The 24,844-nt window shown below is 63.2% G+C and carries 26 protein-coding genes; 17 read left to right on the plus strand and 9 right to left on the minus strand.

Annotated features, from left to right (window positions below; genetic code table 11):
* Window positions 1-145: 145 nt before the first annotated feature.
* Window positions 146-487 carry a hypothetical protein gene (locus tag J2887_RS04005; protein ID WP_227174235.1) on the plus strand — a complete coding sequence of 114 codons (342 nt, stop codon included), beginning with the start codon at window positions 146-148 and terminating at the stop codon, window positions 485-487.
* A 26-nt stretch (window positions 488-513) separates the two neighbouring features.
* On the plus strand, window positions 514-2,340 hold the full coding sequence (locus J2887_RS04010) for a DUF4153 domain-containing protein (RefSeq protein WP_227174237.1): 1,827 nt from the start codon (window positions 514-516) through the stop codon (window positions 2,338-2,340).
* Here J2887_RS04010 and J2887_RS04015 read toward each other — a convergent pair.
* On the minus strand, window positions 2,297-2,899 hold the full coding sequence (locus J2887_RS04015) for a TetR/AcrR family transcriptional regulator (protein WP_227174239.1): 603 nt from the start codon (window positions 2,897-2,899) through the stop codon (window positions 2,297-2,299). The genes J2887_RS04010 and J2887_RS04015 overlap by 44 nt on opposite strands.
* A gap of 247 nt (window positions 2,900-3,146) precedes the next feature.
* Between J2887_RS04015 and J2887_RS04020 the strand changes: the two genes are divergently transcribed.
* The 5 genes from J2887_RS04020 to J2887_RS04040 all read left to right on the plus strand — a co-directional run bounded on the left by J2887_RS04020 (window position 3,147) and on the right by J2887_RS04040 (window position 6,940).
* Complete coding sequence (locus tag J2887_RS04020) at window positions 3,147-3,833, plus strand: DUF4336 domain-containing protein (protein ID WP_227174241.1); 687 nt, start codon at window positions 3,147-3,149, stop codon at window positions 3,831-3,833.
* A gap of 153 nt (window positions 3,834-3,986) precedes the next feature.
* A complete protein-coding gene (gene trhA / locus J2887_RS04025) occupies window positions 3,987-4,646 on the plus strand; it encodes a PAQR family membrane homeostasis protein TrhA (protein WP_227174243.1) in 660 nt (219 codons plus the stop codon).
* Window positions 4,636-5,481, plus strand: coding sequence for an NAD-dependent protein deacetylase (locus J2887_RS04030; RefSeq protein WP_227174245.1), 846 nt, complete (start codon window positions 4,636-4,638; stop codon window positions 5,479-5,481). Before trhA ends, J2887_RS04030 begins: the two co-directional genes overlap by 11 nt.
* A gap of 111 nt (window positions 5,482-5,592) precedes the next feature.
* Complete coding sequence (locus J2887_RS04035; protein ID WP_227174247.1) at window positions 5,593-6,387, plus strand: siderophore-interacting protein; 795 nt, start codon at window positions 5,593-5,595, stop codon at window positions 6,385-6,387.
* An 88-nt stretch (window positions 6,388-6,475) separates the two neighbouring features.
* Window positions 6,476-6,940 carry a DUF302 domain-containing protein gene (locus J2887_RS04040; RefSeq protein WP_227174255.1) on the plus strand — a complete coding sequence of 155 codons (465 nt, stop codon included), beginning with the start codon at window positions 6,476-6,478 and terminating at the stop codon, window positions 6,938-6,940.
* A gap of 41 nt (window positions 6,941-6,981) precedes the next feature.
* Here J2887_RS04040 and J2887_RS04045 read toward each other — a convergent pair whose 3' ends face one another.
* The gene (locus J2887_RS04045) at window positions 6,982-7,401 is read right to left on the minus strand and encodes a universal stress protein (RefSeq protein ID WP_227174257.1); all 420 of its coding nucleotides are present in this window, start codon (window positions 7,399-7,401) and stop codon (window positions 6,982-6,984) included.
* Window positions 7,402-7,589: 188 nt separating this feature from the next.
* Between J2887_RS04045 and yghU the strand changes: the two genes are divergently transcribed.
* Window positions 7,590-8,456: a glutathione-dependent disulfide-bond oxidoreductase gene (gene yghU, locus J2887_RS04050; protein ID WP_227174259.1), complete on the plus strand. Its 867-nt coding sequence runs from the start codon at window positions 7,590-7,592 to the stop codon at window positions 8,454-8,456.
* Here the strand turns inward: yghU and J2887_RS04055 are convergent.
* The 4 genes from J2887_RS04055 to J2887_RS04070 are packed head-to-tail and all read right to left on the minus strand — an operon-like array spanning window position 8,453 to window position 12,858.
* Window positions 8,453-9,163, minus strand: coding sequence for a DUF2894 domain-containing protein (locus J2887_RS04055; RefSeq protein ID WP_227174261.1), 711 nt, complete (start codon window positions 9,161-9,163; stop codon window positions 8,453-8,455). The two genes, yghU and J2887_RS04055, sit on opposite strands and share 4 nt — an antisense overlap.
* Window positions 9,156-9,881 carry an OmpA family protein gene (locus tag J2887_RS04060; RefSeq protein WP_227174262.1) on the minus strand — a complete coding sequence of 242 codons (726 nt, stop codon included), beginning with the start codon at window positions 9,879-9,881 and terminating at the stop codon, window positions 9,156-9,158. Before J2887_RS04060 ends, J2887_RS04055 begins: the two co-directional genes overlap by 8 nt.
* A complete protein-coding gene (locus J2887_RS04065) occupies window positions 9,881-12,178 on the minus strand; it encodes a DUF802 domain-containing protein (protein WP_227174264.1) in 2,298 nt (765 codons plus the stop codon). The genes J2887_RS04060 and J2887_RS04065 overlap by 1 nt, the downstream gene beginning before the upstream one ends.
* On the minus strand, window positions 12,175-12,858 hold the full coding sequence (locus J2887_RS04070) for a DUF3348 family protein (protein ID WP_227174266.1): 684 nt from the start codon (window positions 12,856-12,858) through the stop codon (window positions 12,175-12,177). The genes J2887_RS04065 and J2887_RS04070 overlap by 4 nt, the downstream gene beginning before the upstream one ends.
* 313 nt (window positions 12,859-13,171) lie before the next feature.
* Here J2887_RS04070 and J2887_RS04075 point away from each other — a divergent pair, with 313 nt between their 5' ends.
* Window positions 13,172-14,017 carry a CPBP family intramembrane glutamic endopeptidase gene (locus J2887_RS04075; RefSeq protein WP_227174268.1) on the plus strand — a complete coding sequence of 282 codons (846 nt, stop codon included), beginning with the start codon at window positions 13,172-13,174 and terminating at the stop codon, window positions 14,015-14,017.
* A gap of 115 nt (window positions 14,018-14,132) precedes the next feature.
* A complete protein-coding gene (betI, locus tag J2887_RS04080; protein WP_227174270.1) occupies window positions 14,133-14,741 on the plus strand; it encodes a transcriptional regulator BetI in 609 nt (202 codons plus the stop codon).
* A 56-nt stretch (window positions 14,742-14,797) separates the two neighbouring features.
* Here betI and J2887_RS04085 read toward each other — a convergent pair whose 3' ends face one another.
* On the minus strand, window positions 14,798-16,018 hold the full coding sequence (locus tag J2887_RS04085) for an MFS transporter (protein ID WP_227174272.1): 1,221 nt from the start codon (window positions 16,016-16,018) through the stop codon (window positions 14,798-14,800).
* Between the two features lie 250 nt (window positions 16,019-16,268).
* On the opposite strand from J2887_RS04085, the gene J2887_RS04090 reads away from it, so the two are divergent.
* Window positions 16,269-17,690 (plus strand): esterase-like activity of phytase family protein, encoded by a 1,422-nt coding sequence (locus J2887_RS04090; RefSeq protein ID WP_227174274.1) that lies wholly within the window; start codon window positions 16,269-16,271, stop codon window positions 17,688-17,690.
* A 351-nt stretch (window positions 17,691-18,041) separates the two neighbouring features.
* Window positions 18,042-19,706 carry an OFA family MFS transporter gene (locus J2887_RS04095; protein ID WP_227174276.1) on the plus strand — a complete coding sequence of 555 codons (1,665 nt, stop codon included), beginning with the start codon at window positions 18,042-18,044 and terminating at the stop codon, window positions 19,704-19,706.
* 29 nt (window positions 19,707-19,735) lie between these two features.
* On the opposite strand, the gene J2887_RS04100 is transcribed toward J2887_RS04095, so the two are convergent.
* The gene (locus tag J2887_RS04100; RefSeq protein WP_227174278.1) at window positions 19,736-20,818 is read right to left on the minus strand and encodes a substrate-binding domain-containing protein; all 1,083 of its coding nucleotides are present in this window, start codon (window positions 20,816-20,818) and stop codon (window positions 19,736-19,738) included.
* 202 nt (window positions 20,819-21,020) lie between these two features.
* On the opposite strand from J2887_RS04100, the gene J2887_RS04105 reads away from it, so the two are divergent.
* The 4 genes from J2887_RS04105 to J2887_RS04120 all read left to right on the plus strand — a co-directional run bounded on the left by J2887_RS04105 (window position 21,021) and on the right by J2887_RS04120 (window position 23,286).
* Window positions 21,021-21,557, plus strand: a complete 537-nt coding sequence (locus tag J2887_RS04105; RefSeq protein WP_227174279.1) for a hypothetical protein — start codon at window positions 21,021-21,023, stop codon at window positions 21,555-21,557.
* A 52-nt stretch (window positions 21,558-21,609) separates the two neighbouring features.
* The gene (locus J2887_RS04110) at window positions 21,610-22,305 is read left to right on the plus strand and encodes a hypothetical protein (protein ID WP_227174281.1); all 696 of its coding nucleotides are present in this window, start codon (window positions 21,610-21,612) and stop codon (window positions 22,303-22,305) included.
* A 12-nt stretch (window positions 22,306-22,317) separates the two neighbouring features.
* The gene (locus J2887_RS04115) at window positions 22,318-22,647 is read left to right on the plus strand and encodes an antibiotic biosynthesis monooxygenase family protein (RefSeq protein ID WP_227174283.1); all 330 of its coding nucleotides are present in this window, start codon (window positions 22,318-22,320) and stop codon (window positions 22,645-22,647) included.
* Window positions 22,648-22,788: 141 nt separating this feature from the next.
* Window positions 22,789-23,286 carry a DUF2059 domain-containing protein gene (locus J2887_RS04120; RefSeq protein ID WP_227174285.1) on the plus strand — a complete coding sequence of 166 codons (498 nt, stop codon included), beginning with the start codon at window positions 22,789-22,791 and terminating at the stop codon, window positions 23,284-23,286.
* A gap of 28 nt (window positions 23,287-23,314) precedes the next feature.
* On the opposite strand, the gene J2887_RS04125 is transcribed toward J2887_RS04120, so the two are convergent.
* Entirely contained in the window at window positions 23,315-24,349 is a 1,035-nt protein-coding gene (locus tag J2887_RS04125) for a lipid A deacylase LpxR family protein (protein WP_227174287.1), read from the minus strand.
* A gap of 39 nt (window positions 24,350-24,388) precedes the next feature.
* Between J2887_RS04125 and J2887_RS04130 the strand changes: the two genes are divergently transcribed.
* On the plus strand, window positions 24,389-24,838 hold the full coding sequence (locus tag J2887_RS04130) for an N-acetyltransferase (RefSeq protein WP_227174289.1): 450 nt from the start codon (window positions 24,389-24,391) through the stop codon (window positions 24,836-24,838).
* Window positions 24,839-24,844: the final 6 nt, after the last annotated feature.

Consider the following 24,844-nt stretch of genomic DNA (forward strand, 5'->3'; position numbering starts at 1 on the left):
AAGGCGGGGACAGGCCAACATCGCACTGCTTGATCATGAGATCTTCGTGCAGGCGGAAAACTTCAAGGCCCATCGGACGTCCGCGGCCAGCGGTTGAGCTGCAACCGAAATACCTCGCTTCCAGAACACCAGGAGCCATATCACCATGCCCAGTCACGACCTGGCGGGTCTCCGCCAACGCCTGCTCTCAGACACCATGCCACGCTGGCGGGTCTGGCTGTCCTGCGGCGCTCTTTTCCTGCTGAGTACCGGGACGGTGCTGGGGTTCTGGTACGCCTTTGCGACCTTGCCGGGGATGGCGTGTTACGAGGGATTTGTGTATCTGGCGGGGTTCTGGCTGCTGGCCCAGTGGCTGATAATCGGGTATCTGGCCGGCTACCGACCGGTGCCGGCCTTTGCCCGGTGGGGGCTGACGTTCACCTTGCTGGTGGCCAACGCCTGGTTCGGGCTGCTGGTGTTCTCATTGCGTCCCTGCGCGGCGAGCTGACGACAATCAATCAGGAGAGGACAGGGATGACGGATACCACGAATACCTCAACGGGGGAGGTGGGACGGCTGGGATGGATTCTGTTGGCCCTGGCCCAGGGCACCATGCTGTATGCGCTGTACCTGAGCACCACCGAGGCAGTCTGGCCGGCCACCGACCTGCGTTGGCTGTATGGACTTTACGCGGTGGCCCTCGGGCTGCCGGGCTTCTTCTACCTGGGACTGGAGCGCTGGCGGGATCGCCGCAACCTCTGGCCATTGCTGGGGCTGACCCCGGTACTGTTCTGGGTCGGTGCGCACATCGGCTGGCAGGACAGTGGCGAGCTGGGGGCGGCAGCGTCCCTGGCTTTGGTGGTGTTTATCCTGGCCCTGTTCTTCCGCTGCTGGTGTCTGGGGCCGGACGCGACTGGCCGGGTGTTTCGGTTTGAGCGAATGCTGGCGCTGTCCTGGCAGCAGTGTCTGGTGCTGGCTCTGTTGGGACTGTTCCTGCTGGTGTTCTGGCTGCTGCTCGTGCTGTGTGCGGCGTTGTTCAATGCGGTGGGAGTATCGTGGGTTGAGTCATTGTTCGAGGAGGCCTGGTTCATCCACCCGGTCTCTGCTCTGATTGTCGGCTGGGGGCTGGCACTGATTCGCGAACGGGTGACGCTGTTGGCGGCTATTCGCAGTGTCTGTGATGGGCTGATTCGTGCTCTGTTGCCGCTGGCGGCGCTGATTCACGTGCTTTTCCTGGCCGCCTTGCCCTTTGTGGGTCTGGAACAGGTATGGCAAACCGGCCATGCCTCGGCGTTGATGATGTCGCTGACCCTGGTTGTGCTGTTTGGCTTTAATGCGGTTTTTACCGCAGACGATGGCCGCCTGCCGTACCCGCAGGAGCTGAACCGGGCGGTACTGATCGCGGTGGCACTGCTGCCGGTGTACTCGGTACTGGCGGCCTGGTCGCTGTCAGTGCGTGTTGAGCAGTACGGTCTCTCTGTTGACCGGCTTTGGGCCGCCGTCCTGCAGGTGCTGATTGCCGGGTTTACCCTGGGCTATGCTCTGCTGCTGATGTGGCGTCGGGCGCGGGCGCTTACGGCCATGCATGCGTTGAATCGGGGCATGGCCCTGGTGGTGGTGCTGGTGTTGCTGGCCGTCAACACTCCCATCGCAGACCTTCGCGCCTGGGCGGCATCCAGTCAGAGCGAGCGACTGCTCTCCGGCGAGGTGTCGGGGGAGGTGTTTGACTTTGACTACCTGCGCTTTGATCTGGGTACCTATGGCCTGCAAGCGCTGCAGCGCCTGCAGTCAGCGCCGGAGCTGGCGGATGACGATGCGACCCTGGCCAGGCTTGAGGCTTCGCTGGGCAAAGAGTCCCGCTGGGCACCCGTGCTCCGGGTGGATGGCAGCGATATAGCCGAAGTCGCTGGCATCGTGACGGTGATCCCGCAAGGTGCTCAGGTGCCCGATGCGATCCTGGCGCAGCTGGCTGAGTTCAGCCCGTTCTGTCTGCACGTCGGGTCCGATTGCCAACTGGTGAAGGTTGCCGGCCCCAGGGGCGAGCTGTGGTTTGAAATGTCCAATGGGGCTGACACGCGCTGGCTTGGTAACGTGTTTGGGCTTCGTAATGGTAAGGGTGTGATGCTGGGAGAGCAGTTCTGGATCGGTTGCCGCGATAGGGGCGACGCCCGCTCCTTGCGGCCGGAGCAACTGAGCCTGGTGCCGGGCTCGGTACTGTTGTTCGGTGACGGCGACTGTGCCCTGCAGGTGAAGCCAACACCTGATTACCTGCGGGAGCTGTTGCCAGCCGTCCCACCATCAACGGCGGAGAGCGAGGCTAGTTCCCGGGGTGGGTCTGCAACCCCCGGATCAGCAGGGTGACCATCTCATCCAGGCTTTGCCGGCCGCTGCGTTCGTCAATTTTGCCACAGACCTCCAGCATGATGGCGCCGTGGACGCCGGCCCAAAGGGTGCGCACCGTGGCTTCCGGGTCGGCACTGACCCGGAACCGGCGTTCCGCCATTCCCTGTTTAACCATGTCAGCGAACAGCTGGAAGGCGGGGGAGCGGGCAAGCAGGCCGAACAGGTCGGCCTCAATGGCGGCAGACGATGTCGATGCCAGGAACAGCGCCCGGTCCGAACAGGCCAGTTCGCGGTAGAGCCGGGCGGCCTGGCGTAACAGGGCATCGCTGGGCAATCCGGGAGCGGACGCCATCAGCCGGTGTTGCCACTCTTCCACCCAGCTTTGATACAGCGCCCGCACCAGGTCCCGCTGCGAACCGATCAGTGATTCGATGGCCCCGGCTTCAATATCCAGCTCCCTGGCCAGGCGTTGCGGGGTCAGTTCGTCCAGGCCGTCGCGTCGGACGATATCCCGGGCGGTTTGCAGGCATTGCTGGCGGCGGGCAGGTGAACAATCACCGGAGGGTTGTTGGTTCATCGGCAGGTACCTTTTTTACATCCTGGGCACATGGGCATTCTGGACATGGATGGCCCGGGGAAAGCGTCTTCACAAAGCCTAGCACGGTTTGTGGGCGGTCTGACCTGGCGTTGCTCACCCTTGTGTGTGAACCGCTCTGTAGGCCAGAGGTGATCCGGAGATGATCCGAGGCGCCCTTGGTGCTGGCGCCGGGTCGGGGCATGATGGAAACTCTGGATTGCCCAACCTGACCATGAAAGGAGTCTCTGTGAACTACCTGGCCGATAACCTGTGGATCTTTGAAGGCGAAACCGTTCCCTTTTACGCCATGCCGTACCAGACCCGGATGACGGTGGTGCGGTTGGCTTCCGGGCAGCTCTGGCTGCACAGCCCGATCCGGCTGACGGAGGCGTTGCAGCAGCAACTGGCGCCATTGGGCGAGGTGGCGTTTCTGATCGCCCCGAACCACCTTCATCACCTGTTCCTTGGCGACTGGCAGGCGGCCTATCCGGACGCTCGCAGTTACGGTACCCGGGAAGTGATGGCGAAGCGGGAAGACCTGCACTTTGACGGCGAGCTGACGGATTCCGCCGACTTCCCCTGGTCTCAGGAACTGGATCAGTTGATGTTCACCGGCTCCAAGGTGATGGAAGAATGTGTGTTCTTCCATCGCCCTAGCGCCACGATGATCGTCACCGACCTGGTGGAGAACATCGATCCGCAGATCTTCAAACCCTGGCAGCGTGGTCTGGCAGGGTTGGCCGGGGTGTTGGCGCCCAACGGCAAGATGCCACTGGACTGGCGGATGACGTTCCTGTTCAAGAAAGCCCAGACCCGGGAACACCTGCGCCGCATGCTGGCCTGGCAACCCCAGCGACTGATTATGGCCCATGGCAAGATTATTGACCGGGAGGCTGGCGACTTTCTGGCGCGGTCCTTCCGTTGGGCGACCTGAGGGCTGTCGATCCACGCCATCATGGAACTGACATTCGCCGCCGGTATAAACTGATAGACCATTTTTGCGCCTGTTTTCCGCCACGGAGAACAGGCTTCGCTGATCGGGATGACGGTTACTTTGCTGGTGCCAGGGTCCCTGGGAGGAGTGTCCGTGTCTGAACTAGCCGTGGACCGACGCACGGTCCGGGAACAGTCTGCCGTTGAGGAGTTTCTCAACTCCGTCACCCACGGAATCGGGGCGTTGGTCGCGCTGTCGGCGGCCACAGTCCTGATCACCCTGGCCAGTCTTGATGGTGATCCCTGGCGCATCGTCGGCGTCTCGATCTATGGTGGCTGTCTGTTCCTGCTGTACCTGGCGTCCACCCTGTACCACGGCATCCGCCACGAACGGGCCAAGCCGATCCTCAACATCATTGATCACTGCAGTATCTATCTGCTGATCGCCGGCACCTACACGCCCTTCCTGCTGGTCAATCTGCGCGGGCCCTGGGGCTGGTCGCTGTTCGCGGTGATCTGGGGCCTGGCGTTGGCGGGCATCCTGCTCAAGGCCACCCGACCCAGCCGTTACGAAACCGCCCACCTGCTGAACTACCTGGTGATGGGCTGGCTGATTGTGGTGGCCTACCAGGAGTTGCTAACCAGCTTTTCCGAGTTTGGTCTGACCATGATTGTCGCCGGTGGCGTGTCCTATTCCGTGGGGGTGATTTTCTTCGTCCTGGACCGTTACCCGTTCATGCACGCCATCTGGCACCTGTTTGTGCTCGGCGGCAGCACCTGTCACTACATTGCGGTGTTCAGCGATGTGCTCTGAGGTTCCGGCGGCCCCCCAGGTGGCGACTTTGGCCAGCAAGGCCCTGGCGGAGTTTCTGGCACATCATCCGCGGCTGTTTGTGCTCACCGGCGCTGGCGTCAGTACCGGTTCCGGCATTCCGGATTATCGCGATCACAATGGTCAGTGGAAACGACGGCCACCGGTGCAACACCAGGCCTTCATGACCGACGCCGCCGTGCGCCAGCGGTACTGGGCCCGCAGCCTGGTGGGCTGGCCGGTCATCCGCAATGCCCAGCCCAACGCCGCTCATCAGGCGTTGGCTGCCCTGGACGGTCAGTGGGGATTCACTACCCTGGTCACCCAGAACGTGGATCGCCTGCACCAGCGGGCGGGCAGCCAGCGGGTGGTGGATCTTCACGGCCGCGCTGATGAGGTGGTTTGCATGGGATGCCAGTGGCGGGGCAGCCGGGACCAAGTCCATCGCTGGTGTGAAGATCTGAACCCGGCGTTTGCCGGCTTGTCAGCGGCGCCGGCGCCGGATGGCGATGCCGACCTGGAGGTTGCCACCGAGCATTTTGAAGTGGCGGACTGTCCCTGCTGCGGCGGCATTCTCAAGCCGGACGTGGTGTTCTTCGGTGACTTCGTCCCCGGCGAGCGGGTGGCCACCGCGCTGGATACCCTGCGACAGAGCGACGGCCTGCTGGTGATTGGTTCCTCGCTGATGGTTTACTCGGGGTTCCGCTTCTGCCGCTACTCCAGCGAATGGGGCAAGCCCATTGCCACCCTCAACCTCGGGCGCACCCGCGCCGACGAGTTGGCCGCTCTGAGTCTGCGGGCACCGATCGCCGAGACCCTGATCCCGTTGGCGGGCTGAAACCGGCCGTTCCTGAAAGGTAGGGACATACCACGACCATTAACTGATAATCATTCCTGATTGATTGGTGAAGTGGTAGCATTATGCCACCAAATTGACAGGGAGATACCCATGCCCAGCCCAACCTTCCGCGAAGTCAGCGTCAACCGCGCCTGGTCACTGACCCCCAATATGCAACGGGTCGAATTGGTGGGGGAGTCGCTGCTGGAATTCCCCGATGGACTGGATGGCGGCTACATCAAGCTGACGTTTGACCAGCAGGGGCAGCCGATGGACGACCCCGCCGCCCTGGAGGCGCTGGGATGGCAGCAGGCCAAGCTCCGTACCTACACCATTCGCCGGTTTGATCGTGCCCGCCAGATGATCACCGTTGATTTCGTATTGCACGGCGATCACGGCGAGCCGGGACCGGCCTCCGGCTGGGCCAGCCGGTGCCAGCCGGGCGACCGCATTCTGATCGCCGGCCCGGGACCTGCCCGCCGCGTGGGCAGCAAGCCGGCCTGGTGTTTTATTGCCGGCGACATGACCGCCTTGCCGGCCATCAGTGCCAACCTCGAGCAACTGCCCGAAGACAGCCGCGGCTACGCGGTGATCGAGATCAATCACCAGGACGATCGTCAGGCCCTCGAGAAGCCGGCGGGCGTGGAGCTGATCTGGGTGGTGAAATCCGACACCGAGAACCTGGAATCCCGGGTCCGCGAACTGCCCTGGCTGGAGGACGGTGCGCCGGCGGTCTGGGTGGCCTGTGAGTTTTCCACCATGCGCCGGCTGCGCCAGTACTTCAGCCCGGACCGGGGCATTGAGCGGCGCCAGCGCTACGTCAGCAGCTACTGGCGTGAAGGGCGCTCCGAGGACCAGCACAAGGTGGACAAGCAGGCCGACGCCAAGGCGGCGGGGGAGGCCTGATTGCCTGAGGCCAAGTCAGAGGCCGACGTGGCTTGAGCGACTGAGCTAGACTTGGGCTTTCTGGATGGAACTGAAAGGAGAACTGCCCATGTTGTCACGTCGTTCGATAGCGCCATTACTTGCCCTGGTACTGGCTTCTGTGTCGTTGGGTGCCCAGGCCGCCGATGGGCTGGTACGGGTGGCCAGCGAACACAGCGTGGCCGAGACGGCTGATCGTCTGGTAACGAACCTGGAGGCCCGGGGTATGACGGTGTTTGATCGCATCGACCATCGTGCCGGCGCCGAGGGTGTCGGGCTGACTCTGCCGCCGACCGAGGTAGTGGTGTTTGGCAATCCCAAGGCTGGCACGCCGCTGATGCACTGTGCGCCCTCCGTCGCGATCGATCTGCCGCTCAAGGCCCTGGTGTGGCAGGACGCCGATGGCAACGTCTGGCTGGGCTACAACGACCCTGCCTATCTGGCGGAACGTCACAACATTGAAGGCTGCGACGCGGTTCTCGCCAAGATGACCCAAGCGCTGGCCAACTTCGCCCGGCAGGCGACAACGGATTAGCGGCGTCTAACGCCCCACCTGCGCATTCACCAAGCGGCGCCTCAGCGCACCACGAACATCGATACGTCGCTGTGTCGTAGCAGGGTGGCACCATTGGATCGCAGGATGTGCAGCCGGTCAGCCACGCCTGGTGGGTGTGAGGCCATCACCACCAGATCGGCGCCGGTCTGTTCGATCGCGGTCAGCAGGTCGTCATCCAGCTCCACGGCGGTGTCCGGCGATTCGATGAACAGGGTCTCGGTTGCGATGGCATGCTGGTCCCCCTGCTCGCGGGCGAACTCTTGCAGCTTTGTTTTCAGCTCTTCGCTGTTGTGGGCAGCGGGGGACGGCGTGCTGTTGCTGACGGTGATGTAGCACAGTGTGGCCTGGTAATGACGGGCAATGTCGACGGCGGTGCTCAGGGCTTTGGACAGTTTGTCGAGGTGGTTCAGATCCACCGGAACCAGAATCTTCTTGTACATGTCGGTCTCCCTTGATGCGTGGCATCGGCCTTTACCAATGCAGACACCCCTCAGTGTAGGCAATCCCCGACGCTTGCGTGGCGTTCGCCATTGGATTCCATCGGCGTCGGCCCCATATCTCCGTTCAGTGAGTCAACCGTCCGGGCTGCAGGCCCGGGTTGTAAACGACACCCCAAAGGAGTCCTGACATGTCCGAAGGCAGTTACGTACCACCCCGGGTCTGGCAATGGGAAGCCGGTAACGGCGGCGAATTCGCCAGCATCAACCGGCCCATCGCCGGAGCCACCCACGAGCGTGAACTTCCGGTGGGACGGCATCCGCTGCAGCTCTATTCCCTGGCCACGCCCAACGGCGTCAAGGTCACGATAATGCTGGAGGAATTGCTGGCACTGGGGTTCGAGGGGGCCGAGTACGACGCGCATCTGATCCGCATTCTGGACGGTGATCAGTTCGGCAGTGGGTTTGTGGCGGTGAACCCGAACTCCAAGATCCCTGCGATGGTGGATCACAGTGTCAATCCGCCGCAGCGGGTGTTCGAGTCCGGCGCCATTCTGCTGTACTTGGCCGAGAAGTTTGGTGCCCTGCTGCCGCAGGACCCGGCAAAACGCACGGAGTGCATGTCCTGGCTGTTCTGGCAGATGGCCAGTGCGCCCATCCTGGGCGGTGGGTTTGGTCACTTCTACGCTTATGCGCCGGAGAAGTACGAGTACCCGATCGACCGCTACACCATGGAAGTGAAGCGACAGCTGGACGTGCTGGACCGTCATCTGGCCGCTCACCGTTACCTGGCGGGGGACGAGTACAGCATTGCCGACATTGCCGTCTGGCCCTGGTACGGTGCCCTGGTTCGCAATGCACTGTATGACGCCGGCGAGTTCCTGGACGTTGCGTCCTATACTCATGTCCAGCGCTGGGCGGAGGACATTGCCCAGCGTCCGGCGGTGCAGCGTGGCCGGATGGTTAATCGCACCTGGGGCGATCCAGCCGAGCAGTTGCATGAGCGTCACGATGCCAGTGATTTCGAGTTACGCACCCAGGACAAGCTGGCAGTTTAAGGCGCCTTGCGCCCCATTTTCTCCAGTGCCAGTAAGGTGTCCACATAGCCGGCAAACCGCTGCAGGTAGTCCGGCGACAGGGTCTGCAGGTCGCGGATGGCGCGGCTGACCAGTCGGTGGGGGTTCATGGGGCCAGCGTCGGCCGGGGTGCGTTCGATGGCATCGCGGATTCGCTGCTCCAGGGCCTGATGGCCCTGGGCCTGACGCATCTGGGTCATCGCCCGAAGCGGTTTGGGCTGGTCGCTATTTGCCGCCGAGTTGGTGGTGCCGTCGGCCTGAGACGGTGCCATGCCCATCAGGCTGGCCAGGGGCGATGGCTTCACCTCCGGTACCGGGGTGGCTGCGACGTTGAGCTCCGCCACCAGGCTGCTCAGTGGCGATAACCGCCGGGTTGCAGGCCCGGACTCTGTCTTCTCCCTGTTCTCCGTTTCCGCTTTCCCATTCTCTCTCGCCGCAGCGGCTGTGGCGAGGTTTTGCCGTTGCTGTTCAACGTCGCACTGGCAGTCCCGCACGGCCTGTAGCAGGCGCTCGCTGGCCGCTGCCTGGTGCAGGTTCCGCCGCTCCAGCCGTTGGTACAATGCCTCCAGATAGCGCAGTCGTACCGGCACCAAGTGCTGGGCGTCGCTGGCCTTCAGCGCCGTGAGCTGGTGGCGGGCGCGGGCGAGGGCAGAGGCCTGTGGCGCGTCGGTGGGCGGAGTGTCAGCCATCACCGCCACCATCCACGGTTTCCTGACCCGGTGCTGCCGGTGGCGTTTCCGGGGACGGTTCGGTTTGCGGTTGGGCGGCACTTGACCGGGGCACGGTGCTGATCTCCACCCGCCGGTTGCGGGCACGGGCCTCGGCATCGTCGTTGGGTACCGCCGGGTGGTGTGGGCCGAACGCGGCGGCAAACACCCGGTCATTGGGCAGCCCCTGGTCAATCAGGGTTCGGGTGACGGTCAGCGCGCGCTGGGCCGACAGGCCCCAGTTGTCCTGGTAGCGCCGGTTGCCCCGGTGAATGGGCAGGTCATCGGTAAAGCCACTGACCATCAGCAGTTCGTCGTGCTCGTCCAGGTAGGCCTGCAGGGGCTGGACCAGTGAGTGCAGCAGGTCGGCGCCATCGGCCTGCAGCTGATCGGAGTTGAGCTCGAACAGCACGCTGCCGCTGATGCCGATGCGGCCGTCACGGAACGTCACCTGGCCCCGGGCCAGCGGTGTTGCTAGGGCCTCTTCCAGCGCCATGCGGCGCTCTTCCTCGGCCAGTCGGCGCTGCTCCTCGGCAATCCGTCGTTGCTTTTCCTCCGCCAGGGACTGGCTGAGCTCCAGCTGAACCCCAATCACCCAGACCAGGATCAGCACCAGAATGCCCACCAGTGCCGCCATCAGGTCGGAGAAGATCGCCCAGACCGGCGTGGCCTGACCGTCGCTGTCTTGAAGCTCGTCCATCAGCTGGCTCCGGCGGTCTCGTTCTGGTCGCGCTGCAGGGCGGCCACGGCGTCGATGACCTCCTGCTGGGAGCTGAGGCTGAGGTCAATCACTTCCCGGGCCTGGGCGACGTAATAGGCCAGTTGCTCATCGTGGCGGCTGGTGGCCGCCTCCAGCGCCTGCCGGACCTCACCGAGGCGACTGACCAGTTGCTCGTTGGCACTGCCGAACAGCTCCACCGCGTGGTGGAAGGCCTCGCTGAGTGCGCCCACTTCCTCACTGCTGCCGGCCATGTCCTGACTGATCCGGCCCAACTGCTCGCCCTGGTTCTGGATCAGCTGATCAAAGCGCTCACCGAGGTTGGTGAGGGTGTCGCCGGCACCGCTGACCAGACGCTCGATAGCCTGGCGTTGGCCCTCGGTGGCCTGACGCTGGCTTTCCAGCAGGCCGTCGAGTTCGCTGACCAGGCGCTGGCGTTCTTCCAGCAACTGGTTCTCACGCTCGCTGTTGCGAATCATCTCGGCCTTGAGTTGCTGGATGGCATCCGCTGCCGCCTTCGGGGTCTCCGAGGCGGTTTCGATCAGCCGGGTCATTGGGGCCTCCAGGGCGGTGCCCAGCTCACCCAGGTGGCGGCCAACGGTTGCTTCCAGGGCGTGCAACCGCTGCACGGCGGCATCGCTGCGTTCGCTTTCCTGGGCATGGAGCTGACTGAGCTGTTCGGTCAGGGTGGTGACCAGAGCGTCCAGCCCCTGCCGCTGGTTGGCCACCAGCTGATCGGCGTCCTGCGCGAAGCGCTGCTGGTGGCTTTCCAGCGCGGTCTGCAGGGTGGCAGCGAGGGCGTTGCTGCTTCGCTGTTGTTGCGCCAGTCCCTGCTGCCAGTGTTCCGCGGTCTGGACCGAGGCCTGTTGCAGGCGCTCGCCCAGCTCACCCAGCTGCGCGCGGCTTTGCTCCAGCAGCGCCTGTTGGCTCTGTTGCAGGTCGGTGAGCCACTGCTGCATCTGTTCCGCCTGCTGCTGCTGGCGTTGTTGTCCGTTCTCCAACAGAGCCTGCTGCTGCTCGGCTGCGGCCTGTTGCTGGCGGTCCAGGGTTTGCCGCCAGTTCTCGGCAGCGGTGGTGGTGGCTTCGCTGAACGCCTCGCTCAGGCTGGCCATCTGTGCCGCGCTGTCGGCGTGACGTTGCTGCTGTTGCTGGTCGATCCGCGCCAGCAGCTGCTCGGTGGTGGCCTGGAATTGTTGCTGCTGGCGGTCCAGAGCGCTCTGCCAGCTTTCGGTGGTGCGGGCCTGGGCCTGGGCCTGCTGCTCAATGCCCTGACGCCATTGCTCCGCGGCCTGATTACTGGCGCTTTGCAGGGTGTCTGTGAGCCGGGTCAGCTGCTGCCCGGTGGTGTCAGACCAGCGTTGATGCAGGTCGCCGGCCTGCTCGCTGAGGGCGGCCATGGTGTCGCGGACCATCGGCTCGATGCGTTCGGCGGTAAGCTGACCACTGCGTTCCAGGGCTTGCTGTAGCGACTGCGCGACCGAGTCTGCCAGCGTCTGGTAGTGATCGCCCACGGTGTTGTGGAATTCCTGCTGGTTGCTGGTCAGGGTCTGACCGAGCTGGTCCCCCAGCTGCTCCATGCGGCTGGTCATGGCCTGCATGGCCGAGACCATCTCCGGCCAGGCCTGGGCCTGACTCTCAAGGGCCTGGTAGGCCTGTTGGCGTTGGTGGTCGAGCGACAGGTGGTGCAGTTGCTGCTGCAGTGTGTGGTCGAGCTGGCGGGAGAGCTGGGCCCGGTCGCGACGGCTCAGGGTGGCAGCCAGTCCCAGCATGGCAGAACCGGCGACGCCGGCAATGGAGGTGCCGAACGCCAGGCTGAGACCGGCGATGGGCGCCGCCAGCGCGCCACGAATCACGCTCAGCTCGGTGCTGCCGCCGAGAGCCGAGGCGGCACCGTTAAGGGTGACAATCATGCCGGCAAAGGTGCCCAGTAACCCCAGCATCACCAATAGCCCTGACAGGTAAGGCGTCAGTTGCGGGCCGGGCAGGGCGGCGGAATGGCCGTCCAGCCGGCGCCGGACAGTGTGCTGGATGGCCTGGGGCAGATCGGCAAGCCACTCATCAAGCTGGTCCCGCTGCGCCGGTGGCTGGCGCAGGCATTCGGCGAGCTGGCGACTGCTGCGGCGAAAGCCCACCAGCTCGGCAAAGCCCAAACCATAGACCGCGGCGATGATGACGGTCACCGTGAGTGCCAGCGGGTCGGAATCACGAAAGCCCAGTCCGATCCAGGTCACCACGGCGGCACCAAGAACGAACGCGAGGGCGAAGAACAATCGACTCATGGGGTATTGCTTACCTCGTTGTGAAACGCCTCCAGCAGACCGAGTGTGGGTTCCAGCCGAACATCCAGTTCGGCGAGTAACAGGCCCTGCGCTTCCTCGCAGTACTGATGGAACCAGCCTCCGGCATCGGTTGCCGGTGCCTCGGTGGCGGAGGTCTGTAGGGCCTGGAAGCGCTGCTCCAGGACCCGGGGAATGTTGGCAAAGCCCTGGCTGGTGAAAGCCGCCAGGGTATGATCGAACACGGCATCCAGCTCGCCCAGCTTGGCCAGCGCCGGTCCCTGGTCGGCCAGCGCCGAGCGGACTTTGCTCCGGAACTGGCGACTGGCGGCGGCCAGTTCGCGCTGGCGGGCGAGATAGGCCTCCTGCAACGGTGCAAAGGCCGGAGCGCTGCGGTCGGCGTCTTCGCCGTACTGCTGAATCTTGGCGGTCAGGGTTCGGCGGATACGGGCCAGTTCCTGACACAGCCGCTCCAGCGTAGCGGTGCCGCCGAGGCCACCCGAGCGCCTACGGAAGGCCAGGGCGGCCTCCAGGTTCATGGTATCTCCGAGCCCGAACAACCGCCCCAGCCGCTCGGACAGACACGGCAACCGGTCGTCCCCCACAGGCGCGCCGGCATCCGCCAGCAGCTGCAACAGCCGGACACGGGAAGGCGACATTCTGGAAGCTGGGGCTTGGGTCATCGGGTGCGGGTCACCGCTGTGGTTCTGTGGCCGTATCGGGTCCCTGGCAATCAGGGGGCCGATATTCTAATCGCTATTGGCGGTCGATGATAATGGCGATCCCCCTTTCAGGCCCGACTGGCCGGATGCCGGCAGCTTTGGCGATTGCGGATCGCCTGATATTCCGAGACGTTGCGGTGAAAGGTACGATGTTTCCTCTGATATCATTACCTTTCGTCAATCCAGAATTGCCTCTGGTCCAGAGGGCGTACCCGGCCTTCAGGTTCCGGGTATGGTGGGAATCTGATCCCGTGGATCAAGAGTAGGGAACGCTATGCTGCCATTCGCTTCGCTTTGCGCCCTGCTGCTGGTTGCCTCCGGCCTGAGCCTGCATCGCTGGCCCCGGTATCTGGGGGCGTTGCTGGTGCTGCTGGTGGCGGTACTGGTGGAGTATGTGACGCCGGTGTTCGCCGGGTACCTGCTGGGTTATCTGGTGCTGACCGCGTGGATGGCGGAGTGGCCGGTGCGGCGCTGGGTCCGTTACCTGCGCTATGGCCTCTGGTTTGCTGCCAGTGTGCCGCTGGTGATTCACCAGGCGCCAGGGTACGACGGCCTGCTGTTAGCCGAACAGGTCACGCTGAAGCCCGACAGTATCGCCACCGACCTGTACTTCAACCATGACAAGATCTGGGTGGCCTGGTCGCTACTGGCATGGCTGCCGCTGTTTCGCCAGAGCATTACGCCGCGGCGTCGATTCGTGGCGGTATTGACGCCGCTGTTGCTGGTGCTTGGCCTGGGGCTGGTCATGCTGTCGGCCATGGCATTGGGGCTGGTGCAGTGGCGGCCTGGATGGTCGGTGTGGTTCTGGGTGTTCGCGTTGACCAACCTGTTGAACACCTGCCTGGCGGAGGAGCTGCTGTTCCGGGGCATTGTGTTGCGTCAGCTGCTGATCCGCTTTGGCTGGATCATCGCCCTTGGTTTGTCGGGCCTGTTGTTCGGGTTGGTGCATTTTCCGGGGGGCTGGGCCTATGTGCTGGTGGCCACGCTGGCCGGCGTGCTTTATGGCCTGGCGTACCTGTGGACCGGTCGATTGCTCTGGGCGGTGATGGTGCACTGGTTGCTGAATCTGGCCCACCTGGTGCTGTTTACCTACCCCATGGCGGCCGGTTATGGAGGGTGACGGCGGCCATGGCGCATCGCGAATAGTACGGATGGTGAACGGAAATGGTTGATTCGCGGCCGCCAATTTTGCAGTCTTGCCCTTTTTGCCACCGCCGGTTGGGAATGGAACAGACATGCCGATTGTTGGAGTCAGGGATACACGCAGGCAGCAGCTGATTGATGCCACCATGGCGTCAATCGCCGAGCTGGGCATGCAGAACACCACCATTGTCAGCATCAGCAAGCGTGCCGGAATGTCGTCGGGGATCATCAGCCACTACTTCGGTGGCAAACAGGGGCTGATCGAAGCGGCCTTGCGCTACCTGCTGGACCAGTTGGGCCGGGAGTTCCGTGAGCGCATCGTTCGCACCGACGGGTCCGCACTGCAGCGGCTGGACTGCATTGTCGAGTCCAACTTCTCTGAATTTCAGCGTTCCGATCTGGCGGCCAAGACCTGGCTCAGCTTCTGGGCCCGCTCGATGCACGAGCCCGGCCTGCAGCGATTGCAGCAGATCAACAACGCCCGCCTCTACAGTAACCTGCGGTACGCCTTTTCCATGGCCCTGCCACCAGCGCCGGCAACTGCCGCGGCGCGTCAGACTGCGGCGATGATTGATGGCTTCTGGCTACGAAGCGCTCTGAGCCTGGACCCGGAAGAGAGCTTCGAAGCCGGCGAGACCCTCTGCAAGCGCTTTGTGCGCAACCTGTTGGCGGAAGGCGAGCAGGCCGCGGCTTCGGCCTAGAGCGCTTTGGCGCTGATCAGTGGCTCAGTAGGTCAGCGAATTAACCGCACGGGATACTAGCCGTTCGCGGCGTCCGGGCAGGTGTCCTCGCGGTTGGCTCCACCCAGTTGGCGCCAGGCAGCAAAGAAGATCAGCAGTCCCACCACCGAGGTGGCCGCGCCGACATAACCGGTGATTTGCCAGCCCAGCCCGGCGGTGATCGCCAGCCCGCCCAGCCAGGGCCCCAGGGCGTTGGCGACGTTGAATGCGGCATGGTGGGACGCCGCGGCCAGGGTCTGGGCGCCGGTGGCCACGTCCATCAGGTGGGTCTGCAATGAGGGCCCCAGCGCCACCATCAGGGCCACCAGGAAACACACCACCAGCAACAGCGGCAGTGACTCCGACGCCGCTGGAAACAGCATCAGCATCGCCGCACTGAACATCAGTATGGCGCCCACCGCCCGGAACTGCAGCCGGTCAAACAGCCAACCGCCCAGCAGATTGCCAACGAAGCCTCCGAGACCAAACACCGCCAGTGCCACCGGAATCCACACCGGTTCCACCCGGGTCACTTCCAGCAGGGTTGGGGCGAGGTAACTGAACACGGTGAACATGCCGGCAAAGCCGATGGCGCCAATGGCCAGGGCAAACCAGATGGCCGGTTTGTTGAAGGCGCGGATCTCACTCAGCGGGCTGTGGCGAGCCTCGTCGCGGTCCAGTGGCAGGAACGCAATCACCAGCGCCATGGTCAGCAGCGACACCCCGCCGACAAAGGCAAAGGCGTATCGCCAGTCCAGATACTGGCCCAGCACGGTGGCCAGGGGGTTGCCCAGCAACAGGGCCAGGGTCAGCCCCATCATCACCCGGCTTACCGCCTTGGCCCGCTGACTGGCCGGCACCAGCGATGCTGCCACCAGAGCGGCCACGCCAAAGTAGGCGCCGTGGGGGAGGCCAGCGATAAACCGGAACAACAGCAGGGAGTCGTACCCGCTGGCCAGGGCGCTGGCGAGGTTGCCCAGGGCGTAGAACCCCATCAGCAGGATCAGCAGGTGGCGCCGGAACAGGCGGGCGCCAAGGATGGCGAGAATGGGAGCGCCCACCACAACCCCCAGGGCGTAGGCACTGATCAAATGGCCCACCTGGGGTTCGGTGACGCCCAGATCCTGGGCGACGTTGGGCATCAGCCCCATGATGGCGAACTCGCCGGTGCCGATGCCGAAGCCGCCCATGGCCAGGGCGAACTCGATCAGGAACAGTTTGAGCCTTGAATGGGTCGGGATCGCGTTGGCAGTGGACATAAGGCTCCTGGGAGTCGATGGGTGGAACACCGAAAACGCAGCGATTCCGTTTCCGATATGAGGCGGGCGATTGTGGCGGTTGGCCGACCAATCCGCCATAGGCGATTGTGGCGATAGAGCCCTGACCACGAATTGTCATGTTGGTTCGATAGTCTGCGGCCTCCCCGGCCTGTGCCCGCCGCTGGCTTCACCTGCGGTACTCCATCCGGTGCCGGCTCGGGGCCTGCCTCACGTGACAAGGAATCAAACAATGAACAGAACTACACTGCTCCTGGCCTCCCTGCTGACGTCCACACTGCTGGTGGGTTGCAGTGACGACGATGATGGCACCACCCCGGCGGCGGTCTTCGACAGTTTTCCCGCTGAAGGGGCGCTGTTGCCCTTCCAGGTGTTACGGGATGACCTGATCGACGGCAAAACCCAGCAGAGTTTTGAGGTTCGCAATGGCGGCTTCGGGTCGGCGATGACGGCCCATCCCTCAAGTCCGACCCGCTTCTATGCCCTGACCGACCGCGGCCCCAACGCCTCGTTTACCGGCGATCACGGCAAGGGCAAGGTGTTCCCCACGCCTGACTACACCCCGCGTATCGGGCTGTTTGAGGTTCAATCGGATGGTGTGGTGACGCATCTGAACAGCATCCTGCTGAAGCGGCCGGACGGCAGTCACATCACCGGACTGCCCAACACCTCCGCGCTGGGTGGTACCGGCGAGACGCCTTACCACGCCAGTGGTGCTCCCGTGCTGGTGGATGACAGTCAGCCCTACGACGAGACCACCAACCCCCTGCGGCTGGATGACTATGGCCTGGATGGGGAAGGCCTGGTGGCTCTCTCCGATGGCACCTTCTGGGTCAGTGACGAGTACGGCCCGCACATGGTGCATTTTGATGCCGAGGGCCGGGAGATCGGTCGTATCAACCCGTTCGCCGATGACAGCCGGGTCAGCCTGAACCTGCCGGCGGAGTTTGCCAACCGCCGCGCCAACCGGGGTATGGAAGGTCTGGCGGTAACGCCGGATGAGACCACCCTGGTGGGGATCATGCAGTCGACTATGTACAACCCGGGCAGTGCGGTGAAGGATCTGGACATCACCCGTCTCGTCACCGTGAATCTGGAGACCGGCGCCATTGGCCAGTACCTTTACCGCCAGCAGAAAACCCAGAACTCCAACTCAGAAATCCTCGCCCTCAGCGATACCGAGTTTCTGGTGCTGGAGCGTGACGGCAGCTTCCTCTACGGTGGCCCCAATGGCGCGGGCGCTGCCAAGCCGGATGCCCAGAAGCAGGTGTACCGGATTGACCTGTCCAGCGGTACCAACCTGGAAACCATCGCCCTCAACGGTGACCTAGCTCAGAATCCGGCGCTGGGGCTGACCCTGGCAGGCAAAACCCTGGAGGAAGTGGTGCTGGAACAGGGCTGGGGGGCGCTGACCGCCGCCGGTATTGTGCCGGTGAGCAAGTCCCTGGTGGTGGATATGGTGGCTGAGGTGAACTATCCCCACGACAAGATGGAAGGCCTGTGGCTGATCGATAACCAGCGCCTCGGGGTGCTGAACGACGACGATTTCGCCACCTGGTCCAGCGGCGGCGTGCTGGAGCAGAAAATGCTTGATGCCAATACTGTGGATGGCAATCGCCTCTACATCATCAACGCCGACCTGTCGGTGGATTGATTCCGCGGCCTCGGTGTTCAGACCGGGGCCACTTTCCTGCCGTTTTCCTGCGTCTTGCCGGCGATCATTCTTTGGTACTGGGCCAAAAGTACCGCTGCCGGCCCCCACACGCACATTGATCCGCACCGCTGATTCCTGCCCGACGGGGTTTACCGGTGCCCGGGCCACGCTGTCATCATTCTCTTTTAATCTATGAATGAATTTTCATAATACCTTCGGCTAGTTGTGACCGATACCGTCATTGACTCAAATCAATGTCGCTATTGGGCGTTTGTGGTTATGCACCTTCATTCATAACTTGGGCGCCAACATCAGAACGTACAACACAGATAACAAGAACGGAGTTCGCTTATGGATGGGGTAGCAGGAGATCGTGTCTACGACGGTGACGAAGCCGAGCCGAAACCGGGTTTTTTCAACCGTGAAAACACCATCGCCGGACCGGGCTTCAATCGTTGGCTGGCGCCAACCTCGGCGCTGGCGATTCACCTCTGTATCGGGATGGCATACGGCTTTTCGGTATTCTGGCTGCCAATGTCGAATTTGATCGCAGGGGCAGATACCGCCGCCTGCGCTGACATCGGCTTCTTCCAGGCACTGACGACCACCACCTGCAACTGGACCGTGTCCCAGGTGACCTACACCTTCGGTATCTTCATCGGCATGCTGGGGATATCCGCCGCGCTCTGGGGCGCCTGGCTGGAACATGCCGGCCCCCGCAAGGCCGGGGCCATCGCGGCGCTGTGCTGGGGTGGTGGTCTGGTGCTGGGCGGGGTCGGCGTCATGACCCATCAGCTGTGGCTGTTGTACCTCGGTTGCGGTGTGCTGGGGGGCATTGGTCAGGGCCTGGGTTACATCACCCCGGTATCGACGCTGATCAAATGGTTCCCGGATCGTCGTGGCATGGCCACCGGCTTTGCCATCATGGGCTACGGCGGCGGCGCCATGGTAGGCGCGCCGCTGGCGGTATGGCTTATGGACTATTTTGGCCAGAACGGCGGCACCGGCGTTGCCAGCACCCTGATTGTGATGGGGGTGGTCTATTTTCTTGCCATGGGCGCCGGTGCGCTCAGTTTCCGGGTACCACCCAATGGCTGGAAACCGGAGGGTTGGCAGGCCCCGGTCAGCAGCAACGCCAATGGCATGATTACTCACGGCCATGTCCATCTCAATGTGGCGTGGCGTACCCGTCAGTTCTGGCTGATCTGGGGAGTGCTGTTCCTCAACGTCACGGCGGGCATCGCGGTGATCTCCATGGCCAGCCCGATGCTGCAGGATGTGTTCGGCGGGGCCCTGGTGGGTCTGGATGACACCTCCGGTGGCCTCACCGCAGCGCAGCAAGCGGCAGTGGTGGCGGCTGCGGCCGGCCTGGTGGGGCTGATCAGCCTGTTCAACAGTGTTGGTCGGCTGTTCTGGGCGTCGCTGTCTGACAAGATTGGCCGCAAGAACACCTACTACACCTTCTTTGTGTTGGGCATTGCCATGTACTGTCTGCTGCCGACCTGGGGTCACCTGGGCATGGCGGGGCTGTTCGTGATTTCGATCTGCGTCATCCTCAGCATGTATGGCGGCGGCTTTGCCACCGTGCCGGCCTATCTGGCGGACATCTTTGGCACCCAGATGGTCGGCGCCATCCACGGTCGGCTGCTGACCGCCTGGACCGCCGCCGGTCTGGTGGGCCCGGTCATCATTGCGATGATCCGCGAAGGCCAACTGGAGGCCGGGGTCGAACCCGCATTGGTCTATGACCGCACCCTCTACATCATGGCCGGCCTGCTGTTACTGGGGCTGATCTGTAACAGTCTGGTGAAACCGGTAGACCACTCACTGCACATGAGCGATGAGGATCTCGCCCGGGAGCGCGCTCTGCAGAAGGACAGCGGTGTCGCTGCCAACGCTGCAGATGCAGCTCGGGGGCGCTTCGGTGCGACCGGGGTGATGGCCTGGCTGGCGGTGGGTATCCCCTTCCTGATCGGGCTCTACATCGCCCTGGCCAAGGCCGCTGCGCTGTTCTGACAAGTGGGTCAGCCCGTCGGTGCGCGGCATCAGCCAGACGGGCTTTCACCTAACAGCGCCTCGAACGTGGTGACCTCGCCGGGGCGGTCTGGCTGGTAACCGGGAACCTGGCCAATACGGGCAACCACGGCCTCTGATGCCATCAATGCCCGCAGCCGAGTCAGTCCCGGTTGCTCCAGCCGGTCCTGGTGGCACACCAGCAGATAGTGTTCCCGGGCCAGTTGCCGATACCGCAGACCAAACTGGGCTGCGGCGGCCTCCACTCCGAATCCCACATCCGCCATACCGGCGGCCACGAAGGCCGCAACGGCGGTGTGGGTAAACTCCTGTTGTGGTGACAGGTTCAGGTCGGCTTCGGCCAGTCCCTGATGCTGCAGCAATCGATTGAACAGCACCCGGGTGCCGGAGTGGTGATCTCGGCCAATGAAACGCAGTTGCCGCTTGACCAGGTCGGTGAGATGGCGCACCGGTGGGGTGGTGTCCGGCCGCATCATCAGACCTTCGCTTCGGGTGACAAACCGGATCAGCCGCAGTGGCCGTCCGGCCAGCAGGTGGTGATAGTGGGCCAGGGTGTCCTGTGCCAACGCCGGATCGGTGGGGAAATGCAGGCTGGCCACGTCGCAGTCACCCCGGTTAAGGGCTGACAGCGCTTCTTCCGGGTTCCGGTACTGCAGGTTCACCGACAACTGATCGCTGAACTCCGTCAGCAGGGCAACGGCGTAGCCGTGGCTGGCGTGCAGTCGCAACACCGTTTCGGCATTGGCCCGCAGGTGCTGGATCTGGTCATTGAGTTCGGCGGCCATGCTGTCCAGCTGGGGACCAAGCCGGGCCTTGACCCGGTGCTCGGCCCAAAGCAGCGTTTCGCCCAGCTCGGAGAGGGTCGTGCCGCGGCCCTTACGCATGTTCACCAGGGACAGTCCGAACACCTCCCCAGCCCGGTTCAGCAGGTTCCAGCCGTGACGATAGGAAATCCCGGTCCGCCGTGCCGCATCGGTGAGTTTTCCGGTGTCACGAATGCCTGCCAGCAAACGAAACAGGGTTGGTTCAAGCAGGTCGCCCTGCTCGCTCTGGAACAGCCAGGCGGGCGCGATGGTCAGTTTGTTGTTGTTCATTGGGAGGGATCGCCGATTGCTGAAAACCCCTATCTCATCAAATGGTCCGAGTGATTGCCATGGGTCTTTGGTGCCTGTCGATAAACGGAAAAATCCGGCATGGATTTATCGAACTGTCGACCTTGCCCGGCCATTGGCTCGCGGTTCTGCTAAAACAGCCGATCCAGAAAAATATAGATTGAGATGGTTTCTGAGGTTGAGAATGAGACGTGTTTTACATTCGTTGACGCTGCTTGGCCTGGTGTTTGTGGCCAGCTCCCTTTCTGCCCGCGAGCTTGTGGTGGGCGATACCGGCATCACCTTTCAGGCGCCGGATGAATTCAAGGTGCTGTCGTCGGAGGTGATGGCGGCGAAGTGGCCCAATCGCCGGGCTCCGCGCTGGGCCGTAGGCAACCGGACCGGTGGAACCACCATTGCCTACGACCTGAAACCCCATGACATTTCCCAGGCCTCCGCGGACCAGCTGATTGGGGTGTTCAGCCAGCTGTTCAGCCGGGTGGTACCCGGCATCGTCTGGCAGCAGCGCCGGACGCTGGATATTGATGGTCGCCAGTGGGTGCATCTGGAGTTCACCTCCAATGCTATCGATACCGATATCCACAACAGCCTGCTGGCGACCAGTTATGGCGACCAGATGCTGGTGTTCAATTTCAACTCCACCCGGGAAGAGATCAAGCAATACCGGGAAGCCTTGGAGGCCAGCATGATGACTATCTCTTTGCCGCCAGCGGGTCTGTGAGCGGTCTTTTGCAGGCAGTTCTCCGATAACGTTCCACCGTACAGGATGTATGATGACGGATACCGTTCCCCCCAAGGCTTCCCCCGCCGATGTTGCCCTCACCGATGTGGCCGCGCACCTGACCCGAGAGCCAATGCTTGGGCAGGTATCGAAACCGGTAAACCGCCAGAACCTGTCGGCGTCGGCGATTGACTGGAAACCGCTGCAGCGCGGTGGCGCCAACTTCCGTACCCATTGTCTGCACGACGTTGCGCCGGATCGGCTGGAGTTCCGGGCCAGTGGCGGACTGCGGCGGTTCTGTCTGGTGTTTATTGTGGCCGGTCTGGCCCTGTCCGGGCTGTTTGTGAGTGAGCAGTTGGCGGCCGGGCCCCGCATCGACCAGTGGTTGCCGGTGTTGTTCCCGCTGCTGTTCGTTCTGGCCGGCGTGGTGATGTGGTGGCTGGCTGGCCAGCGACGGGTGTTTGATCTCACGCAGGGCTATTACTGGCGGGGGAAAGGCAGGGTGACCGGGCCCGAGGCGTTGAACAAACAGAAAGATGTGGTTGCCCTGGCGGAGATTCGGGCACTGCAGTTACTGGAGGAACGGGTTCACAGCGATGGCGCTTCCTATTACAGCTTCGAACTCAATCTGGTTCTGGCGGGAGGGCGCCGGATCAATGTGATCGACCACGGCAGTCGTGCCTCGGTGGTAAAGGATGTCACTTTACTTGGCCAGCGGTTGGGTGTACCGGTGTGGGATCGCAGCTGAACTGAGCGTGAGATGAAGTACCTGTTCGAAATCCGCGTGGCCGAAGGCCATACCGCAGAAGAGTACGCCGACGCTTGGGTGCGGGCGTCGCGCATCATCCAGCAGGCACCGGGTGCCCGGGGAACGGAACTGCATCGCAAGATCGGTGACCCCCAGGTGCTGATCGCCATCGCCTACTGGGACAGCAAGGCGGACCGGGATGCCATGTCGGCAAAAAAGGACACGGACGTGGCGGCGATCCTCGCCAGCGTTGCGTCTTTTGTGGAGATTCACCGGCTGGGAGAGTTCGAGGACCCTGAGTGGACGGTGCTGCCACCGGGACAGGACACAAGAACAAAGTAACCGCTCGGGACATCCGCAGAGCGGTCCGGTCAGGCTCGCCGGGCGCTCGCTTGCGTTTTCAGGGGGGCCGGGGCACAGTGTCGCCCTTTGATTCTGAGTGAACTCAGTGCCCCCCCAGGAAAGCAACCAAGGAGACTGGTTATGAACACCCTTCGCGCCACCGCCCTCGCCCTGTCGATCAGCCTGTCCGGAGCCGCCTTTGCCGATACCGATGGTCAACGGGAGACCGTGGAGAGACTGCTGGATCTGATGGACATGCCGGCGATGATGGATGGTATCGATGCGCAGCTGGATCAGATGGCGCCGCAACTGGGCCAGCAGATGGGGGTGCCGCCCTCGGAGCAGGCGCTGTTTAACGAGTTCATGTCTGACTTCATGGCGCTCAAGCGCAAGGAAATGACCTGGGAACGGATGAAGGAGCCCATGGTCGACATCTACCTGCGCCACTACACCGAGCAGGAGCTTCAGGACATGCTGGCGTTTTACAGCAGCGAGACCGGACAGTCCGTGGTGGCCAAAATGCCCCAGGTGGTTGGTGAGAGCATGCAGGTCTCCCAGCAGTTGATGCGGGACTTCCTGCCCAAAGTACGGGCCCTGGCGGAGTCCTACAAGAAGCGTCGCCAGAGCACCGACGAGTAGTCGCGGGCTCTCTGGCCACGGACGTGCTCTACAGCCGCCAGGTGACCGCCACACTGCCGTAGGAGAACGCCTCCTTGTGGGTGTCCTCCTCGCCGGTGTTGGCCCGCACGATCAGCGAAATCTGAAAGCCGGGGCTGTGCCAGTCGACGCCGACCCCGGCCTGCCCGACCCAGGGGGCCTGTTCCAGGTCGTAGGGGCCATCCTCGTGGTCCAGGTAGGAATAAGGCACATACTCCACACCGATTCCGATAAACGCGGACCAGCCTGAGCCCGCCATATCCAGGGCGCCAGGCAGGCCGATGCTGGGGGAGGCACCGGAGTAATCGGGAATGAAGTTTACCGGCAAGTGCCGGCCCATCCGCCAGATCAGCGCGGCGGTGCCATTGGTGCGGAAGCCGGACAGCTCGGTACCCACAACCCAGGCCATTTCGTTCTCGACCTGGCCACCGCTGCGGAACAGGGTGCGTCCATGGTAGGCGTGAATGCCCACCAGCAGGTTGCTGCCGAGCTGGTTGTCCCAGCCCCGGGGCTGGGTACTGCCGGTGATCTTGTGTACCCACTTCTGGGCCTGCTCTGCGCCACTGCCCGGGCCCACGACCCCCGCACCGATGCCGTAGCCGGTGATGCGTTCCCGATTCCAGCTCCACAGGGTGGTTTCCAGCCCCAGAAAACCGGCGTAGGGCAGGTCATCGTACTGGGGCTCGCTGGTGGCAATGTTCTCTGGCGTCAGCATCATCTGGCGAAGACTGGTCGCCAGTGCATGCTGTGTGCCGGCTGCACCGATGCCGGGCAGCCATTGGAGACGATCTCGCAGTGATCGGGCCAGTGTGCTGCGCTGGCCTTCTGGCGCCTCGGCCCGGTCGGTGAGGTAGGAAAGCCGTAGACCGTTGGTGTAGCCGCGGTCGCTGCCGGTCAGCAGATCGTTGTCCCAGGACAGGTTGACGACGTCGGACTGGGCCGGCTGCATCACCCCCAGGCCGAGGGTCGCGCACAGAACATAGCCTGCATTGGGTAAAGAGCAGTATCGGGAAAAACGGTATCGGGAAAAACAGCGTGGGGACAAACAGGTCTCCTCGATCCACAACACGGTAAAGAATCGAACATGATACGACCATTTCGCGAACAAGACATGATGGCGGTGCTGGATATCTGGCTGGCGGCATCCATCCAGGCCCATGACTTCATTGAACCGGCGTTCTGGCAGGCCCAGGTGGAGGCCATGCGTGAGCAGTACCTGCCGGCCTCGGAAACCTGGGTCTGGTGTCACGACAACAACGTCGTCGGCGGTTTTCTCAGTCTCAATGGCGACACCCTGGCAGCGTTGTTTGTGGCGCCGGAGGCCCAGGGGCAGGGCATCGGCCAGTCGCTGCTTGCGATGGCCCGGGAGCAGCGGCCAACCCTGGAGCTGACGGTCTACAGCGCCAACGCGAACGCTGTGTCGTTCTACCGGCGCCAGGGATTCACCGTCACCGGCGAGGCTCCCGATGCCCACACCGGCGCGCCGGAACTGACCATGGTCTGGCATCGTGAACCGCAAGTGACGTCTGGATAATGGCGC

This window comes from Marinobacter sp. CA1, from assembly GCF_020546665.1.
GTDB classification, from domain to species: Bacteria; Pseudomonadota; Gammaproteobacteria; order Pseudomonadales; family Oleiphilaceae; genus Marinobacter; species Marinobacter xestospongiae.

Coding starts and splice junctions, on each gene's coding strand:
- J2887_RS04060 (WP_227174262.1), bottom strand. CDS start 9,881: ATGGACGAGCTTCAAGACAGCGACGGTCAGGCCACGCCGGTCTGGGCG.
- J2887_RS04095 (WP_227174276.1), top strand. CDS start 18,042: ATGGATGGGGTAGCAGGAGATCGTGTCTACGACGGTGACGAAGCCGAG.
- J2887_RS04090 (WP_227174274.1), top strand. CDS start 16,269: ATGAACAGAACTACACTGCTCCTGGCCTCCCTGCTGACGTCCACACTG.
- betI (WP_227174270.1), top strand. CDS start 14,133: ATGCCGATTGTTGGAGTCAGGGATACACGCAGGCAGCAGCTGATTGAT.
- J2887_RS04110 (WP_227174281.1), top strand. CDS start 21,610: ATGACGGATACCGTTCCCCCCAAGGCTTCCCCCGCCGATGTTGCCCTC.
- J2887_RS04120 (WP_227174285.1), top strand. CDS start 22,789: ATGAACACCCTTCGCGCCACCGCCCTCGCCCTGTCGATCAGCCTGTCC.
- J2887_RS04030 (WP_227174245.1), top strand. CDS start 4,636: ATGTGCTCTGAGGTTCCGGCGGCCCCCCAGGTGGCGACTTTGGCCAGC.
- yghU (WP_227174259.1), top strand. CDS start 7,590: ATGTCCGAAGGCAGTTACGTACCACCCCGGGTCTGGCAATGGGAAGCC.
- J2887_RS04005 (WP_227174235.1), top strand. CDS start 146: ATGCCCAGTCACGACCTGGCGGGTCTCCGCCAACGCCTGCTCTCAGAC.
- J2887_RS04070 (WP_227174266.1), bottom strand. CDS start 12,858: ATGACCCAAGCCCCAGCTTCCAGAATGTCGCCTTCCCGTGTCCGGCTG.
- J2887_RS04035 (WP_227174247.1), top strand. CDS start 5,593: ATGCCCAGCCCAACCTTCCGCGAAGTCAGCGTCAACCGCGCCTGGTCA.
- J2887_RS04045 (WP_227174257.1), bottom strand. CDS start 7,401: ATGTACAAGAAGATTCTGGTTCCGGTGGATCTGAACCACCTCGACAAA.
- J2887_RS04065 (WP_227174264.1), bottom strand. CDS start 12,178: ATGAGTCGATTGTTCTTCGCCCTCGCGTTCGTTCTTGGTGCCGCCGTG.
- J2887_RS04055 (WP_227174261.1), bottom strand. CDS start 9,163: ATGGCTGACACTCCGCCCACCGACGCGCCACAGGCCTCTGCCCTCGCC.
- J2887_RS04015 (WP_227174239.1), bottom strand. CDS start 2,899: ATGAACCAACAACCCTCCGGTGATTGTTCACCTGCCCGCCGCCAGCAA.
- J2887_RS04085 (WP_227174272.1), bottom strand. CDS start 16,018: ATGTCCACTGCCAACGCGATCCCGACCCATTCAAGGCTCAAACTGTTC.
- J2887_RS04100 (WP_227174278.1), bottom strand. CDS start 20,818: ATGAACAACAACAAACTGACCATCGCGCCCGCCTGGCTGTTCCAGAGC.
- J2887_RS04075 (WP_227174268.1), top strand. CDS start 13,172: ATGCTGCCATTCGCTTCGCTTTGCGCCCTGCTGCTGGTTGCCTCCGGC.
- J2887_RS04040 (WP_227174255.1), top strand. CDS start 6,476: ATGTTGTCACGTCGTTCGATAGCGCCATTACTTGCCCTGGTACTGGCT.
- J2887_RS04115 (WP_227174283.1), top strand. CDS start 22,318: ATGAAGTACCTGTTCGAAATCCGCGTGGCCGAAGGCCATACCGCAGAA.
- J2887_RS04010 (WP_227174237.1), top strand. CDS start 514: ATGACGGATACCACGAATACCTCAACGGGGGAGGTGGGACGGCTGGGA.
- J2887_RS04105 (WP_227174279.1), top strand. CDS start 21,021: ATGAGACGTGTTTTACATTCGTTGACGCTGCTTGGCCTGGTGTTTGTG.
- J2887_RS04130 (WP_227174289.1), top strand. CDS start 24,389: ATGATACGACCATTTCGCGAACAAGACATGATGGCGGTGCTGGATATC.